Genomic DNA, 17281 nt, shown 5'->3' with positions numbered 1-17281 from the left:
TTTTGCCGCGACGGTAGCAGCGTGCCGGTGCGGTCTAGACCAAGGGTGCCGGGTCCGGGCCCGGGCCCCAGGGGGTCAGGCGGTGACCAGGGGTGCGCTCGGCGGGCTGTGCAGCGGCGCGGCGAGTTCGGCGAGCGCGCGTTCCAGGCTGTGCAGATGGGCGAGGGCGGGTTCGGTGGTGACGGGGTGCGCCGGGACGGCGGACGCGACGGCCGTGCGGCCGGTCAGCGCCTCCACCGCGTTCTCGACGCGCCAGCAGGCGGCGGCGAGCCTGGCGTCGTGGGACGCCTCCGGGTCGGCGGCCACCGAGGCGAGGCCCCGCACCTCGCGGGCGCACGCGTCGAGCAGGGCCAGCACGTGTCCGGCCCGGGACCGGCGGGCGCGGAGCGGGCTCAGCGGGTGGACCAGCGGAGCGAGCGAGAGGCGGACGCGCCCGAGGAGCGCCTCCAGCTCCGCGATGCGCGGGGCCGGGTCGGCGGTGGCGGAGCCGGAGAGCCGGGCGGCGGCCTCCTCGGTGCAGGCGTGCACGCAGCGCAGGGCGCGCTGGATCCAGGCGTCGGTCGTGGCGTGCGTGGTGACGGGCAGGACGCACAGCACCGCGAGCATCGCCCCGAGCGCGCCGACGGCCGTCTCGCCGAGCCGCAGGGCGAGCAGCCCCGGGTCGAGCACGCCCAGCGAGCCGTAGAGCGCGCCGGCCATGACCGTCACGGAGAGCATCATCCAGGTGTAGGAGACCGCGGCCGTGTAGAAGATCCCGAACACCCCGGCGGCGACGACGAGGGCCGTGGGCACGGGCGCCCCGTGCAGCGGGACCACGACGGCGAGGCCGACCGGGATGCCGATGAGGGTGCCCAGCACCCGGCGGAAGCCGCGTACCAGGGTCTCGCCGCGCGAGGCGGTATTCACGAAGACCCACCAGGTGGCGCCGACGGCCCAGTACCAGCGCTGGTCGGACATCAGCTGCCCGGCCATGAGCGCGACGGCTCCGCCGGTGACCGCCTGGACGGCCTGGCGGGTGGTGACCCTGGCCAGGCCGGCGCCGGAGGGCGGGGCGGGCGCGGCGGGGACGGTCAGCCGGCGTTCGTAGCACCAGAGGCCGAAGCGGACGGCCGACGCGCAGAGCAGGGACAGGGCGACGGCGGAGTAGAGCCCGGGGAGCTGCCCGGGCAGCGTGTGGAGGAACTGCGCGGTGAAGAACGCCATGAAGGCGAAGATGCCGAGGGAGTGTCCGCGCGGCCCCCACCGCCTCGCGTAGACCCCCGCCCCCATCACCGCGAGGAACGCGGTGTCGCGGGCGAGCGGGTGGTCGTGGAGTACGGCGGCGAGCGCGAGTACCGGGAAGCCGACGGCAGGCAGCAGTGCGGTGGTGACCGCCTGGCCCCGGACCGTGGGGTCGGCGACGGTGAACAGGGCGAGCAGCGCGGCCAGGCCGCCGGTGATGGCCGCCACGAGCGAGTGGCCGACGAGTCCGCACACCACGACGGCGAGTCCGATGCCGAGCACCGCACGGCAGGCGAAGCGCAGGCGCAGCCGCCCCGGATCCCGGGCCACGAACGCTTTCCTCAGCACTGCTGCTCCCCCGGTCCGGTTCACCGGCTCTCCCTCCAGGCATGAAAAAGGCGCCGCGGAGGTCCGCAGCGCCATCGACAGATACATAAGACCACCCGAAGGGCGGTTGGCTCAAATTGAACTCGATTCACTGGACCATTGGCCCACTCCACAGCCCATCTGAACAACCAGCCGCCGGCCAACGGACCAGCACCACCGAGGGCCGCCCCGTGACGCACTTCCCTTGGTCTAGACATGTCAAATTGCCATCGCTACGCTCATCCTTGGTCTAGACCGCAGCACTCTCCGGACATCACCCCACACATCCAGGAGCGACGTATGCGCAAGAGGATCACTTCGTTACTGGCCGGGCTGGCGGTCGCCGGCGCGGCCCTGCTGGCCACCTCGGCCCCCGCCCAGAGCCACGGCTACACCGACTCCCCCATCAGCCGGCAGCAGCTCTGCGGCATCGGCACCGTCAAGCGCTGCGGGCAGATCCAGTGGGAGCCCCCGAGCGTCGAGGGCCCGAAGGGCTTCCCCACCCGGGGCCCGGCCGACGGCCACATCTGCTCGGGCGGCATCGGCCGCTTCTCCGAGCTGGACGACCCGCGCGGCGGCGCCTGGCCCGCCACCAAGGTCACCGCCGGCCAGAACTACACCTTCAACTGGCGGATCGAGGCCCGGCACGCCACGACCGACTTCCGTTACTACATCACCAAGGACGGCTACGACCCCGCCAGGCCGCTCACCCGGGCCGACCTGGAGACGCAGCCGTTCCTCACGGTGCCCTTCGGCGGACGGCTGCCCGGCTCGACGGTCAGCCACTCCGGCGTACTGCCGCAGAAGTCCGGCAAGCACCTGATTCTCGGCGTGTGGACGATCGCCGACACCGGCAACGCGTTCTACGCCTGCTCCGACGTGCAGTTCTGACCGTCCGGCCCGTGCCCCGCGCCACCCGCCCGCGCGCGGGGCACATCCGGCCGCGACGGTGACGCGGGGACCGTCGCGGACGGAGGCCGTTGGTACAGTCGCTGGCCCCCGGAGGACGCACCGAAAGAGGCCGGCGAAGCATGGCGGTGGACGCACTCGACACCCGTATCCTGCGGCTGCTCATCGAGCAGCCGCAGACGAGCGTGCGCGAGTACGCACGCATCCTGTCCATCGCCCGGGGCACCCTCCAGGCACGCATCGACCGGCTGGAGCGGGACGGTGTGATCACCGGGAGCGGCCCCTTCCTCTCCCCCGCCGCACTCGGCCACCCCGTCCTCGCCTTCGTGCACCTGGAGGTCACGCAGGGCCACCTGGACGAGGTCGGCGACGCTCTCGCCGCCGTGCCCGAGATCATCGAGGCGTTCTCGACCACGGGCGGCGGCGACCTGCTGACCCGGGTGGTCGCCCGGGACAACGGGCACCTGGAGGACGTCATCCAACGGCTCATCCGGCTGCCCGGCGTGGTCAGGACCCGGACCGAGGTCGCACTGCGCGAACGTGTGCCGCACCGGCTGCTTCCCCTCGTCGAATCGCTGGGCGGCGCCGCCCGTTGAGGAGGGCCGGTCGTACGGGGTCCGCGCGCCGGATATCCTGATCTTGCCGCGCTCCCCCACCCCGCTCTCGCCCCGGCGAGGCCGTCGCCGCGGCAGTCGAAGCGGTCCTCGGTCCGGGCCGCGCGAGGCCGAGCTATCGAGATTGGTGTGCACAGGTGCTGGTTGCTGGTCGGTACCGGCTGATATCCGCCATCGGCCGGGGCGGGATGGGTGAGGTCTGGCGGGCCACCGACGAAGTCCTCGGCCGTGCCGTCGCCGTGAAGCTGCTCCTCGGGGAACACGCCGACGAGTCGGCCACCGCCCGGTTCCGTCTGGAGGCCCAGACCGCCGCCCGCCTGAGCCACCCTCATCTGGTGGCCGTCTTCGACTTCGGGGCCTGGGAGAACCGGCTCTTCCTCGTGATGGAGCTGGTCGAGGGCCGGAGCCTGGCGGATCTGCTGCTGGCCCAGGAACGGCTGGGCCCCGAACAGGCCGCCCGCATCGCGGGGCAGGCCGCCGCCGGGCTGGCCGCCGCGCACCGCCAGGGCATCGTCCACCGCGACATCAAGCCCGGAAACCTCATGCTGGACGGCGAAGGCACCGTCAAGATCGGGGACTTCGGCATCGCGCAGTTCGTGGACGACCCGTCCGCCGCGCTGACGACGACGGGCCAGATCGTCGGTACGAGCCTCTACCTCGCCCCGGAGCGGGCGCTCGGCCGGACGGCCGACGCCGCGTCCGACATGTACTCGCTCGGCTGCGTCGTCTACCAACTGCTGCTCGGCGAGCCGCCGTTCCGTTCGGACACCGCGACGGCCACCCTCTACCAGCACGTGGACACGCCTCCGGTGCCGCTGCGCCGCCGCGGCGTGGACGTCCCCGCCGCCTTCGACACGTACCTGCTCGGTCTGCTGGCCAAGCAGCCGGAGGACCGGCCCACCGCCCAGCAGGTCGCCGACTGGTTCCACAGCGACGCCTGGCGGGGCCGCCCGGAACCGCTGCCGCCGCACCACCCGGAGCCCGCGCGGGTGCCGGCCCCCGCGCACTTCCCCGCCTCGCCCGCCCCGCTGCCCGGAGCGGACTCCGGTGCGCCGACGACGTACCGGCTGCCGCAGGCACCGGCGGGACACGGCACCCCGCAAGGACCTGGCGGGCACGGACGGCGTGCGGCGGCCAGGACCGGGACGGGCCGGCGGCGGACCGCCGGCGAGGCGATCCGGCGCCGGCCCAGGGTGGCCAGTGCCATCGCGGGTGCGATCGCCTTCCTGGCGGCCGTGTTCCTGGGGATGAGCCTGTTCTCCGGGCGGTGACTACCAGCGGTCGTGGACCGTCGCGCGGAACCTCCGGTCGTAGAGGTCGCGCACCGCGTCCAGCGTGCCCTGCGGGAGCGGGACGAGCGCGGCGGCGGCCGCGTTGGCCCGTGCCTGCTCCGTCGAGCGGGCGCCGGGGATGACGCTGGTGACACCCGGCTGCTGGATGATCCAGCGCAGCGCCGTCTGCGCCGGGGCCGCTCCCCCGGGGGCCAGCGCGGCGAACTCGGCAGCGGCGGCCACACCCGTTCCGTAGTCGACGCCGGAGAAGGTCTCGCCCTGGTCGAACGCCTCGCCGTGCCGGTTGAAGGTGCGGTGGTCCTCGGGGGCGAAAACGGTGTCCGCGGTGTACTTGCCCGAGAGCAGACCGGAGGCCAGCGGCACCCGGGCGATGATGCCCACACCGGCCGCCCGCGCCGCCGGCAGGACCTCGTCCAGCGGCTTGAGGCGGAACGGGTTCAGGATGATCTGGACGCTCGCCACCCCCGGGCGGGCGATGGCCGTCAGCGCCTCGGCGCACGTCTCGACGCTGACCGCGTAGGCGGCGATGCGCTGCTCGGCGACGAGCGTGTCCAGCGCGTCGTACACCTCGTCGGAGGAGTAGACCGCGGTGGGCGGACAGTGCAGCTGCACGAGGTCAAGGGTGTCGACGCCCAGGTTGGCGCGGGAGCGGTCGTTCCAGGCGCGGAAGTTGTCCAGGGTGTAGTTCTCCGGCACCTGGTCGACGCGACGGCCCATCTTCGTCGCCACGAAGACCCCGGCGTCGGGCCGCTCCTTCAGATAGCGGCCGATGAGCTGTTCGCTGCGGCCGTCCCCGTAGACGTCCGCCGTGTCGAAGAAGGTGACCCCCGATTCGACGGCCGCGTCGAGCACTCCGAGGGCGTCCTCCTCGCGGACCTCACCCCAGTCCCCGCCGAGTTGCCAGGTGCCCAGTCCGACGACCGACACATTGCGTCCGGTCCTGCCCAGTTCGCGCTGTTCCATGGGGATCATGCTACGTCCGCCCCGGTGGCCTGCCCGAGCGCGGTGAGGCGCGCCATCTCCTCGTCGGTCAGGCGCAGGGCGCCCGCCGCCACGTTGGCCTCCAGGTGGGCGGGGTCGCCGGTCCCCGGGATGGCCAGGACGTGCGGGCCCTGCTGGAGGCTCCATGCCAGCCGGACCTGGGCGGGCGAGGCGTCCCGGGCGCGGGCCACGTCGAGCAGCGCCTCGTGCTCGGCGACGACCCCGGACTCCCGGCCGGCGCCCGCGATGGCGTAGAAGGGGACGAAGGCGATGCCCAGTTCACCGCACAGGCGCAGGACGTCCTGGGAGTCGGCGCGCCGCTCGCCGACGCCGTAGCGGTTCTGCACGCAGACGACGGGGGCGATGGCCCGGGCCTCGGTTATCTGCTCCGGCCAGACGTTGGACAGGCCCAGGTGGCGGATGAGCCCTTCCTCGCGCAGTTCGGCCAGGGCGCCGAAGAGGTCGGAGACGGGGCGGTTGCCGTTCATCCGGAGGTTCACCACGTCGAGGTGGTCGCGGCCGAGCTGACGGATGTTCTCCTGGACCTGGCCGCGCAGCTGCTCGGGGCGGGCCCAGTCGAGCCAGTCGCCGGAGGGGCCGCGGCCCGGGCCCACCTTGGTGGCGATGACCAGGTCCTCCGGGTAGGGGCCGAGCGCCCGGTTGATCAGCTCGTTGGCCGAGCGCAGGGGCGAGAAGTAGAAGGCCGCCGTGTCGATGTGGTTCACGCCCAGCTCGACGGCGCGGCGCAGCACCGCGACGGCCCGGTCCCGGTCGTGCGGAGTGCGCTCGTCGCTGAACGCCCGGCCGTTCTGGGTCAGCCGCATGGCACCGAAGCCCATCCGGTTGACGGTCAGATCACCGAGCCGCCAGGTGCCGGCGGCCGCCGCGGTGAGGGAGTACGAGGTCAAGGCTGGTGCCTTCCTTGTGGGTTGGAGCAGGAGGAGGAAAGACAACACATGAAGGGTAGCCAGAAGTGCTTGCATGCCTGCCGATTGAGTGATATGATCGCCTCGACAGTTGCGTGCAGATCACCATTCTGGTGAGAGTGCAGGATAACGTCCCCCTCCTCGCCTGTCCATCCCCCCTTCTCGTGCGTTTCCCGCGGCACGTCCTCCCGACTTGACAGGACTTGCCAACTCCCTTGCGGGCGCCCGCAGTTCGTTGACGAGGTCATGACCACATGTGAGTGTTCGGTCGCTCGATCACGGACACCATGAGGAGCCTCGATGAAACGCAGACCGATGACGGCCGGGACGACCCTGGCCGTCCTCGCCGGGATGCTGGTCGCCGTCAGCGGCCCGTCCGCCTCGGCGGACCCCGCACCGCCGCCCGCCCCCAAGGCACTCACCACCGCCGTCTCGGCCGCCGACAAGGCCGCCGCCAGCGGGCTCGACACCCTGGCCAAGGGGCCGGAGGAGCGCTACGAGCGCCGGATGGTCACCCCGTGGATCAACGGCCTCTACTCCGTCGCGTACGAGCGCACCTACCGCGGCCTGCCCGTCGTCGGCGGGGACGCCGTCGTGGTGGCCGACTCCAAGGGGCGGGTGCGCGGTTCGCAGTCGGCGGTCTCGCGGCGCATCAACGTGCCCACCACCGCGACCGTCTCCGCGAAGACCGCCGAGGCCACCTCCCGCAGGCAACTGCGCACGGTGGACAAGGTCGAGAGCCACCGGCTCGTCGTCCGGGCCACCGGCAAGCGCTCCCGGCTGGCCTGGGAGACCGTACTCACCGGCCGGACCGCGAAGGCGCCCAGCCGGCTGCACGTGTTCGTGGACGCGGGCACCGGCGCGGTCCTCGACAGCTACGACGACGTGCGCGCCGGCACCGGCAACAGCCAGTGGAACGGGCCGAGCCCGCTCACCATCAACACCACGTCCTCCGGCGGAAGCTACGCGCTCCGCGACCCGAGTCGCACCGGCCTCAGCTGCGCCGACTACAGCACGGGGAGCGTGTTCACCAAGTCCACCGACTCCTGGGGCACCGGCAGCGCGTCCAGCAAGGAGACCGGCTGCGTCGACGTGATGTGGGCGGCCCAGCACGAGTGGGACATGCTGCGCGACTGGCTCGGCCGCAACGGCCACGACGGCAACGGCCGCAGCTGGCCGGTCAAGGTCGGCCTCAACGACGTCAACGCCTACTGGGACGGCTCCACGGTCTCCATCGGCCACAACCAGGCGAACCAGTGGATCGGCGCGATGGACGTCGTGGCCCACGAGTTCGGCCACGGCATCGACCAGTACACCCCGGGCGGCGCCAACAACGAGTCCGGGCTCGGCGAGGCCACCGGCGACATCATGGGCGCGCTGACCGAGGCGTACACCAATGAGCCGGCCCCGTACGACGACCCGGACTACACCGTCGGCGAGAAGATCGACCTCGTCGGCAACGGGCCGATCCGGATCATGTACAACCCCGGCCAGATCGGCGACCCGAACTGCTACAGCTCCTCCATACCCAACACCGAGGAGCACGCGGCGGCCGGGCCCCTCAACCACTGGTTCTACCTGCTCGCCGAGGGCTCCAGCCCCGGTGGCGGCAAGCCTTCCAGCCCGACCTGCAACAACTCCTCGGTGACCGGTGTGGGCATCCAGAGCGCCGGCAAGGTGTTCTACGGCGGCATGCTCCTGAAGACCAGCGGCATGACGTACAAGCGCTACCGTACGGCCACCCTCACCGCGGCCAGGAACCTCGACGCCACCTGCACGCTGTACAACCGCACGAAGGCGGCGTGGGACGCGGTCAGCGTGCCCGCCCAGAGCAGTGACCCGACCTGCTCGCCGAGCGGCAACAACGACTTCTCGCTGTCCCTGGACCCGGCGTCCGGCTCGGTGAAGCCCGGCAGCTCGGTGACGGCCACCGTGCGTACGACGGTCACCTCCGGCAGCGCCCAGACGGTGAACCTGTCCGCGAGCGGCCTGCCCAGCGGGGTGACCGTTTCGTTCAGCCCGTCCTCCGTGCAGTCCGGCGGCACCTCCGCCATGACCGTCTCGACGACGTCGGCCGCCGCCCCCGGCTCGTACACCTTCACCGTGAAGGGCGCGGGCACCCAGGACCACACCGCGCAGTACACCCTCACCGTCGATGACGGCGGCGGCACGCCCGGCGGCACCCCGCCCGACATCGACGTCGCCGAGGTGCAGGCGCACCTCACCCAGTTCAACACCATCGCCTCGCAGAACGGCGGCAACCGGCGGGCCGGGAGCAGCGGCTACAACGCCTCGCTCTCCTACGTGAAGGGCAAGCTCCAGGCGGCCGGCTACACCGTCACCGAGCAGACCTGCGCCACCTGCACCTACGCCGGCAAGAACCTCATCGCGGACTGGCCCGGCGGGCCCGCCGGCAGCACCCTGATGTTCGGCGCGCACCTGGACGGCGTGTCCGCCGGTCCCGGCATCAACGACAACGGCTCCGGCTCGGCCACCCTGCTGGAGAACGCGCTCGCACTCGCCCAGCAGAACCCCACCATGACCAAGCACGTCCGGTTCGCCTGGTGGAACGGCGAGGAGCAGGGCCTCCAGGGCTCCCAGTACTACGTGAGCCAGCTGAGTCCGGCACAGCGCAGCGCCATCACCGCCTACTACAACTTCGACATGGTGGCCTCGGTCAACGGCGGCTACTTCATCAACAACCTCACCTCCGCCGCGTCGGCCCCGATGAAGGCGTACTGGGACTCCCTCGGTCTCGCCCCGGAGGAGAACGTGGAGGGCCAGGGCCGCTCCGACGACTACTCCTTCCAGCAGGCGGGCATCGCGACCTCGGGGTACGCCACCGGGGCCAGTGACACCAAGACCTCCGGGCAGGCGTCCAAGTGGGGTGGGACGGCGGGCCGTTCGTACGACCCGTGCTACCACTCCTCCTGCGACACCACCGCCAACATCAGCGCCACCGCGCTGAACCGCAGCGCCGACGGGGTCGCGTACACGCTGTGGAAGTCCGCCGTGGGCTCCACCGCGCCCGACGACGACTTCTCCGTCTCGGTGAACCCGGTCTCGGGCAGCGTCCAGCCGGGCGGATCGGTCACCGCGACCGTGTCCACGGCCACCACCGGCGGCGACGCGCAGAGTGTCCGGCTTTCGGCGTCCGGTGCGCCGAGCGGCGTGACCGTCTCCTTCTCGCCCACGTCGGTGCAGTCGGGCTCGTCCGCCACGATGACGGTCTCCGCGAGCACCCAGACCGCGGCGGGTACGTACACGCTCACCGTGACCGGCACCGGCACGGCCACCCACACCACCACCTACTCGCTGGTGGTCGGAGGCGGCGGCGGCTGCCAGTCCCGGCAGGTCGTGACCAACGGCGGGTTCGAGAGCGGGACCGCACCGTGGACGCAGACCGACGGTGTGATCAACAACCGGACCTCCGAGAAGCCCGCGCACAGCGGCTCGTACCAGGCGTGGCTCGGCGGCTGGGGCAGCACCCACTCCGACTACGTCACGCAGTCGCTGACCGTGCCGGCCGGCTGCTCGTCGTACCGGCTGTCGTTCTATCTGCGCACCGATTCCGCCGAGACGCCCGACGGGAACGCGTACGACACGTTCACCGTGAAGCTGGGGTCCCGGACGCTGGCCACGTACTCGAACCTCGACGCGGCCGGGGGCTACGTCCTGCGGACCTTCGATGTCGCGTCGGCCGCCGGGCAGACGGTGACGCTGGGCTTCACCAGTAAGGAGGACGCCTACCTGCAGACCAGCTTCGTCGTGGACGACGTGGCCCTGGACGTGAGCTGACCGCCGAGGGCGTGTGTACGAGGGGCGGGGCGTGGACCACACGCCCCGCCCCTGTGCTTCAGCGGACGACTGCGGCCAGCCTGCGGACGAAGTCCCCGGTCTCCGCGCACCCGTCGAAGCGGCCGGCCAGTCGCCCGTACAGTCCGCGCAGCTCCTGGCCGAGCAGGGTCGCGGGGTGCACCGCGGTGCTGTCCAGGACCGGTCCGGCCACCGCCGGGACGGCGGCCGGTTCGCCCGCGCAGACGTACGCGTCCGCCGTGCGGGCCAGGAGCAGCCTGCGGGCCGAGTGCAGGCCCGGTGGCAGCAGCCGGATCGCGCTGCCGGCCGCGTCCAGGGCGCGCAGCGCGTGTTGGCGCTCCCCCGTCGCGGCGGCGAGGTCGCGCAGGGCGCCCGCCGCGCCGGACTCCACCCGCAGGCGCACGGAGGCGACGGAGAGCCAGGGCGCCTCGGCCTCGTCCCGCTCACCGGCCAGATCCATCTGCGACCAGGCCCGGGCGATGTGGTGCAGGGTGCGGTCGGCGTCGCCGAGCACCGCGTGGCCGCGCGCCTGGTACAGGTCGCTCATGGCTCCCGCCCAGTGGCGGCCCGCCGCTGCCTGGCGCACGGCCTCGCCGTACGCCAGGGCGGACGGGCCGTCGCCCTCCAGCCTGGCCAGGGTGCTCATGTCGCTGAGCGCCGCCACCCGGACGCCGACGTGGCCGGACACGGCCGCCCACACCAGGGAACGGTCCAGCCAGGCCATCGCCGTGCCGTTGCGGCCCCACAGGAGCCGGAGGCAGCCGGCCGACTGCGCGTACTCGGCGGCCAGGGCGGCGAGTTGGCGCTGGTACGGGGCGGCCGGGAGGGCCATCCAACGGAGCATCGCGTGCAGGGTGCGCTCGACCACGGCGGTCGCTCCGGGCCAGGCGCGCTCCTCGTCGGCGCGCAGGCAGACGGCGAGCAGCGCGGTCAGTGCGTGCACCGTGTCGGTGTCCAGGGCAGGGCGGTCGGCGGCGTCGGGGCCCAGAACGCAGAACCGCGCGTGCAGGGCGACGACATCGGCGAGCGCCGGGACCGCGCAGCCGTCTCGCCCGTGCAGCGGGCAGACCAGGCCGTACGCCGGGAGCCGTCCGGGCAGGACGGTATCCGGAGGCAGCATCGCCGGGAGTTCCCCGCCTCGGGGCTCGCCGGGCAGCGGGTCCTGCCGGACCGGGGCGGTAAGGGGTCCGGGCGCGACAGGGACCGCCGACGCCCGCTCACCCGCCTCCGCCTCCGCCTCCTCGCAGGCGGCGACGAGGTCACCGTCGGCCCGCAGCAGCTGATCCAGGCGGCGGGCCAGCGGGAGCGGGGTGCGGCGGCTGCCGTGTTCGAGTTTGCTGATGGCGGTGTGGTCGTAGCCGACCCGGGCGCCCACCTGGGCCTGGGTGAGACCGGCCCGCCTGCGCCAGCGACGCAGCCGGGTGCCGAACGACCGCCACGCCTGGATACCCCGGGCGTCCGCGGGTGCGGGGCCCGTCACCTCGGTCACCCCGGGCCTCGTCGCGCCTGGTCAGGGCTGCTTCTCGCGCCACGCTCACGGCTCATGCCCCGGAGGATAGCGAGGGGCCGGGGCCGCTGTCCCCACGGCGGGAACAACATGTCCGGTAACAGGCGCGGGAGTCGGCGGCGGAGAGGTCCGCGCGTCCGGCGCGCTCGCCCGGTGATTGCGGTGGCAACGACCCGCTCGGGCCCTACTCACTCCCGTACGCACCCCGTCATCACCTGAACCGACGGTGCGTCAGCTCTCGGGCACCGGCGCCCGCAAGATGTCCGCAAGGCGGACACTCGTGAGCTTTCCGTCGTCAACTGTTGTTCTCAGGGCCACGTGAACAAGCTGTTCCGGCACACCTATTGACGCGTCGGAAGCCAGGGTGAAGTATCCCCATCGGCCGGAGAGAGCGCTCTCCGGCTGTGTGTCGTGCACCCGTTCCGCGACTCAGGAGACAAGCCCCCATGTATGGACCCCCCTCGCTCCGCAGACCCGCACCTTCGACCGGAAGAAGACGCACCGGCGTACTGGCCGCCGTCGCCGGTCTCGTCGTCTCGCTCCTCGCCTTCGTACCCTCCACCCCGGCCGGCGCGGCCCCTTCCCTGCTCTCGCAGGGCAAGACGGTGACCACGTCCAGCCAGGAGAGCGCCGGCACCCCCGCCACCGCCGCCGTCGACGGCGACAACGGCACCCGCTGGTCGAGCGCGTTCTCCGACCCGCAGTGGCTCAAGGTCGACCTGGGCACCTCCGCCTCGGTCAGCCAGATCGCGCTGAAGTGGGAGGCCGCCTACGCCAAGAGCTACAAGATCGAGTTCTCCACGGACAACAACACCTGGAGCACGGCCTACTCGACCACCACGGGCCCCGGCGGCAACGAGACGCTGAACGTCTCGGGCACCGCCCGCTACGTGCGGCTGACCGGCACCGCCCGCGCCACCGGGTACGGCTACTCGTTGTGGGAGTTCCAGGTGTTCGGCACCACCGGCGGCGACGGTGGCCCGCAGCTCCCGGGCGGCGGTGACCTCGGCCCCAACGTCCTGGTCTTCGACCCGTCGACGCCGGGCATCCAGGCCAAGGTCGACGAGATCTTCCACCAGCAGGAGTCGGCGCAGTTCGGCAACGGCCGCTACGCGCTGCTCTTCAAGCCGGGCACGTACAACAACATCAACGCGCAGATCGGCTTCTACACGTCGATCGCCGGCCTCGGCCTCAAGCCCGACGACACCACCTTCAACGGTGATGTCACCGTGGACGCGGGCTGGTTCAACGGCAACGCCACGCAGAACTTCTGGCGTTCGGCGGAGAACCTGGCGCTGAACCCGGTCAGCGGCACCGACCGCTGGGCGGTCTCGCAGGCCGCGCCGTTCCGCCGGATGCACGTCAAGGGCGGCCTCAACCTCGCCCCGAACGGCTACGGCTGGGCGAGCGGCGGCTACATCGCCGACAGCAAGATCGACGGCCAGGTCGGCCCGTACTCGCAGCAGCAGTGGTACACCCGCGACAGCTCCATCGGCAGCTGGGGCAACGGCGTCTGGAACATGACGTTCTCCGGCGTCGAGGGCGCCCCGGCGCAGAGCTTCCCCAACCCCCCGTACACCACCCTGCAGAACACCCCGGTCTCCCGCGAGAAGCCGTTCCTCTACCTGGACGGCAACGACTACAAGGTCTTCGTCCCCGCCAAGCGCACCAACGCGCGCGGTGTCTCCTGGAGCGGGACCCCGCAGGGCGAGTCCATCCCGCTGAGCCAGTTCTACGTCGTCAAGCCGGGGGCCACCGCCGCCACCATCAACGCGGCCGTCCAGCAGGGCCTGCACCTGCTGTTCACACCCGGCATCTACCACGTGAACCAGACGATCAACATCGACCGCGCCAACACCGTCGTGCTGGGCCTCGGCCTCGCCACGATCATCCCCGACAACGGGGTCACCGCCCTCAAGGTCGGTGACGTGGACGGCGTGAAGCTGGCCGGACTGCTCGTGGACGCCGGACCGCAGAACTCCCAGGTCCTCGTGCAGGTCGGCCCCGAGGGCGCCTCCGCGAGCCACGCCGCCAACCCGACCAGCGTCCAGGACGTGTTCGTCCGGGTCGGCGGCGCGGGCGCCGGCAAGGCGACCACGGGCATGGTGATCAACAGCAACGACACGATCATCGACCACACCTGGCTCTGGCGCGCCGACCACGGCGAGGGCATCGGCTGGGAGACCAACCGCTCCGACTACGGCCTCCAGGTCAACGGCGACAACGTCCTGGCCACCGGGCTCTTCGTCGAGCACTTCAACAAGTACGACGTCCGCTGGTCCGGCGAGAACGGCAAGACGATCTTCTTCCAGAACGAGAAGGCGTACGACGCCCCCAACCAGGACGCCGTGCAGAACGGCAGCATCAAGGGCTACGCCGCCTACAAGGTGGACGACTCGGTCACCACCCACGAGGGCTGGGGACTGGGCAGCTACTGCTACTTCAACGTCGACCCCGGCATCCGCCAGGACCACGGCTTCGAAGCCCCGGTCAAGGCAGGCGTGAAGTTCCACGACCTGCTCGTCGTCTCACTCGGCGGCCAGGGCCAGTACAACCACGTCATCAACGACACCGGCGCCCCGACCTCCGGGACCTCGACCGTGCCGTCGAACGTGGTGTCCTACCCCTGACGGGGACACGCAGGACATCCGGCACCTGAGGTGAACCGGCGCGGGGCCCGGCAGTCCGCCGGGCCCCGCGTCCGCTCACAGCAGTCCGCCGGGCGGCGGGCCGCCGAGTGCCTGCTCGGACCAGATGACCTTGCCCCGGTCGGTGTACCTGGTCCCCCAGCGCTCCGCGAACTGGGCGACGAGGAAGAGACCCCGGCCGCCCTCGTCGGTGGTGGTGGCGTAGCGAAGGTGCGGGGAGGTGCTGCTGCAGTCCGACACCTCGCAGGTCAGGGCCCTGTCGTGCAGAAGCCGGACCGTGATGGGCCCGGAGCCGTAGCGGATGGCGTTGGTGACGAGCTCGCTCAGGATGAGTTCGGTGACGAAGCCCTCCTCTTCGAGGCCCCGGTCGGAGAGCCAGCGCATGGCCTGCTTACGGATTCCGGCGACAGCGGCGGGGTCCGGGGGCACGTCCCACTCGACGCGCCGGGACGGATCCAGGGTGCGGGTCCGGGCGACCAGCAGGGCCACGTCGTCACCCGGGCGGCTGGGCAGCAGGGCCTCCAGCACGTCGTCACAGGTCTCCTCGGGGGTGCGGTCGCGGTCGGCGAGCGAGCGGCGCAGCAGGTCCAGGCCGTCGTCGATGTCCCGGTCGCGGCGCTCCACCAGACCGTCCGTGTAGAGGACGAGGCGGCTGCCCTCGGGGACGTCCAGCTCGGTCATCTCGAAGGGCATGCCGCCGATCCCGAGGGGCAGTCCGGCCGGGATCTCCGGGAAGCCGACCGTGCCGTCGGGCAGCACGAGCGCGGGCCCGGGGTGGCCGGCCCTGGCGACGGTGCAGCGGCCGGTCACGGCGTCGTAGATCGCGTACAGGCAGGTGGCACCGGTGATCGCGCCGCCGTCCGACTCCTCGTCCTGGTCCATCCTGACCACCAGTTCGTCCAGGTGGCCGAGGAGTTCGTCGGGTGCCAGGTCGAGCGTGGAGAAGTTGAGGACGGTCGTGCGCAGCCGGCCCATGGTGGCCGCCGCGTGCAGCCCGTGCCCGACGACGTCGCCGACGACGAGGGCGACCCGGGCGCCGGACAGCGGGATCACGTCGAACCAGTCGCCGCCCACGCCCGCCTGGGCCGGCAGATAGCGGTAGGCGACGTCCAGGGCGTTCTGCTCGGGCAGGCCGCGCGGGAGGAGGCTGCGCTGAAGGGTGACCGCCATCTCGTGCTCGCGGGTGTAGCGGCGGGCGTTGTCGACGCTGACCGCGGCGCGGGCCACCAGTTCCTCGGCGAAGGAGAGGTCGTCGAGGTCGAAGGGTTCCTCGTTGTGCGCGCGCCAGAAGTTGGCGATGCCCAGGATGACGCCGCGGGCCCGCAGCGGCACCGAGAGCAGTGAGTGGTAGCCGTACTCCAGGACGCGGGCGGCCTGTTCCGGGTCGCTCTCGCACCACTGCCGGGAGGCGGCCAGGTCGGAGACGATCCAGGTGTGCCCGACGCCGGTGCCCAGGCCCTCGGCGGTGGTCGGGACGTGACCCACGACGTGCCCGGCCGGGTGGAACGGGTGATCCTCGGTGGCACTGCGGACGGCGGTGCGGCGGAGCTCCAGCGTGTCACCGGTGGGCGGTCCCGGCTCCCCGCCGCGCAGGACGGCGTCGGCCAGGTCGACCGTCACGCTGTCGGCGAATCCGGGGACGGCCACGTCCGCGAGTTCCTGAGCGGTGGTGGTGACGTCCAGGGTCGTCCCGATCAGGGCGCCCGCCCGGTAGAGGAGCGTCAGCCGTTCCCGTACGGTCTCGGCCCGGCCGGTGAGTGCCCGCAGTTCGGTGGTGTCGCGGAGGGTGGCGACCATGCCGGGCTGGCCGCCGCGCTCCTCGGTGGGGCGGAGGTTGACGGCCAGCAGCCGGTCCCCGGCGGGCCGCAGCTCGTCCGTGGCGACCTGCCCGGAGGCCAGCAGCTCCGCGGTGCCGGACGCCAGCCCGAGGTCGGTCACCGCGCGGCCCTCGGCGTCGGGCGGGAGGCCGAGCAGCCGCCGGGCCTCGTCGTTGGCGAGCAGCAGCCGGTGGTCGGCGCCGATGATGAGGACGCCCTCGCGCACGGCGTGCAGCACGGCGTCGTGGTGTTCGTACATCCGGGTCATCTCGGCCGGGCCGAGGCCGCGCGTCTGGCGGCTGAGCCGGCGGCTGACCAGGGCGGCGCCGGCCGTGGTGAGGGCGAGGGCGGCGACCCCCGCGCCGACGGTGAGCGGGATGCTCGGGTACGCCAGCTTGTTCACGGCCGCGACCTTGATGCCCACCGCGACCAGCCCGGCAGGCGTTCCGTCCCTGCGCGGGACGGGCACCGCCGAGCTGACGGCCTTGCCCCGGCTGGCGTCGACGGTCCGGGTGACCGGCCCGTGTTCCAGGGCCTCCTTGAACGGGCCGGGGATCTGCTTGCCGATGAGCGCGATGTCGGGGTGGGTGTAGCGGATGCCGTCGGTGCCGGCCACGATGACGTATTCGACGTCGGTGCTCTGCCGGATCTCCTCGGCGCGTGGCTGGAGGGCGGCCGTGGGGTCCTTGCTGTCGAGCGCCGCCGCCACGCCCGGGGCGTGCGCGAAGGTCTCCGCGACGCTCAGGGACTGGGCCCGCGCCGCGCTCATGCTGTCGCGCCGGCCCTGCACGACGAGGGCGACGACGGCGGCGGCGTCGAGCAGGACGACGATGCCGAGCATGAGGACGAAGAACTGTCCGGCGACGGTGCGGACGCTGAAGAGGAAGCGCGGACCGCGCCCCGGGGAGATCCGCCCGTGCGGCGGGCCGGCGGGCGCGGGTGCGTCACCGCCCGGGTGGCCGCCCTCGTGTCGCTGCGGACGCCGGGCGGAGCGGTGAAACCTCGCCCGGAATCGACCTGTGCCACCCACATATCCAGGTTTAACACGGATCGTCGCAGGGCGATCGGCGTGCGGGACCGGCCCATGTGCCCCGGCGGGCCGGGCGGGGCGCGATCGGGTGACACGCCGTCGGCGGGTGCGCGCCCGGGAGCCGGGAGCGCCGCCGTGGCCCGATGATCCGGAA

General features: G+C 72.3%; 10 protein-coding genes. 5 read left to right on the top strand and 5 right to left on the bottom strand.

Annotation, left to right across the window (positions count from 1 at the left end; translation table 11 throughout):
* Positions 1-75: 75 nt before the first annotated feature.
* A complete protein-coding gene (locus ACLQ2N_RS10810) occupies positions 76-1569 on the bottom strand; it encodes an FUSC family protein (protein ID WP_425811483.1) in 1494 nt (497 codons plus the stop codon).
* A 318-nt stretch (positions 1570-1887) separates the two neighbouring features.
* Between ACLQ2N_RS10810 and ACLQ2N_RS10805 the strand changes: the two genes are divergently transcribed.
* From ACLQ2N_RS10805 to ACLQ2N_RS10795, 3 genes are all read left to right on the top strand, one after another.
* Positions 1888-2478, top strand: a complete 591-nt coding sequence (locus ACLQ2N_RS10805; protein WP_425811481.1) for a lytic polysaccharide monooxygenase auxiliary activity family 9 protein — start codon at positions 1888-1890, stop codon at positions 2476-2478.
* A 140-nt stretch (positions 2479-2618) separates the two neighbouring features.
* Entirely contained in the window at positions 2619-3092 is a 474-nt protein-coding gene (locus ACLQ2N_RS10800; protein WP_164398671.1) for an Lrp/AsnC family transcriptional regulator, read from the top strand.
* 206 nt (positions 3093-3298) lie between these two features.
* Complete coding sequence (locus tag ACLQ2N_RS10795; RefSeq protein WP_425812346.1) at positions 3299-4381, top strand: serine/threonine-protein kinase; 1083 nt, start codon at positions 3299-3301, stop codon at positions 4379-4381.
* On the opposite strand, the gene ACLQ2N_RS10790 is transcribed toward ACLQ2N_RS10795, so the two are convergent.
* A complete protein-coding gene (locus ACLQ2N_RS10790) occupies positions 4382-5374 on the bottom strand; it encodes an aldo/keto reductase (protein ID WP_425811478.1) in 993 nt (330 codons plus the stop codon).
* The gene (locus ACLQ2N_RS10785) at positions 5371-6291 is read right to left on the bottom strand and encodes an aldo/keto reductase (protein ID WP_425811476.1); all 921 of its coding nucleotides are present in this window, start codon (positions 6289-6291) and stop codon (positions 5371-5373) included. The genes ACLQ2N_RS10790 and ACLQ2N_RS10785 overlap by 4 nt, the downstream gene beginning before the upstream one ends.
* A 333-nt stretch (positions 6292-6624) precedes the next feature.
* Here ACLQ2N_RS10785 and ACLQ2N_RS10780 point away from each other — a divergent pair, with 333 nt between their 5' ends.
* Positions 6625-10107, top strand: coding sequence for a M28 family peptidase (locus tag ACLQ2N_RS10780; protein ID WP_425812344.1), 3483 nt, complete (start codon positions 6625-6627; stop codon positions 10105-10107).
* 58 nt (positions 10108-10165) lie between these two features.
* Here ACLQ2N_RS10780 and ACLQ2N_RS10775 read toward each other — a convergent pair whose 3' ends face one another.
* Positions 10166-11614, bottom strand: coding sequence for a helix-turn-helix domain-containing protein (locus ACLQ2N_RS10775; RefSeq protein ID WP_425811474.1), 1449 nt, complete (start codon positions 11612-11614; stop codon positions 10166-10168).
* 464 nt (positions 11615-12078) lie between these two features.
* Here ACLQ2N_RS10775 and ACLQ2N_RS10770 point away from each other — a divergent pair, with 464 nt between their 5' ends.
* Positions 12079-14262 carry a discoidin domain-containing protein gene (locus ACLQ2N_RS10770; RefSeq protein ID WP_425811472.1) on the top strand — a complete coding sequence of 728 codons (2184 nt, stop codon included), beginning with the start codon at positions 12079-12081 and terminating at the stop codon, positions 14260-14262.
* A gap of 75 nt (positions 14263-14337) precedes the next feature.
* Here ACLQ2N_RS10770 and ACLQ2N_RS10765 read toward each other — a convergent pair whose 3' ends face one another.
* A complete protein-coding gene (locus tag ACLQ2N_RS10765) occupies positions 14338-16938 on the bottom strand; it encodes a SpoIIE family protein phosphatase (RefSeq protein ID WP_425812342.1) in 2601 nt (866 codons plus the stop codon).
* Positions 16939-17281 lie beyond the last annotated feature (343 nt).

Origin of the sequence: Streptomyces sp. DT224, from assembly GCF_049844595.1 — a bacterium.
Taxonomy (GTDB): Bacteria; Actinomycetota; Actinomycetes; order Streptomycetales; family Streptomycetaceae; genus Streptomyces.
This window is presented reverse-complemented; position numbering and strand designations above follow the sequence as displayed.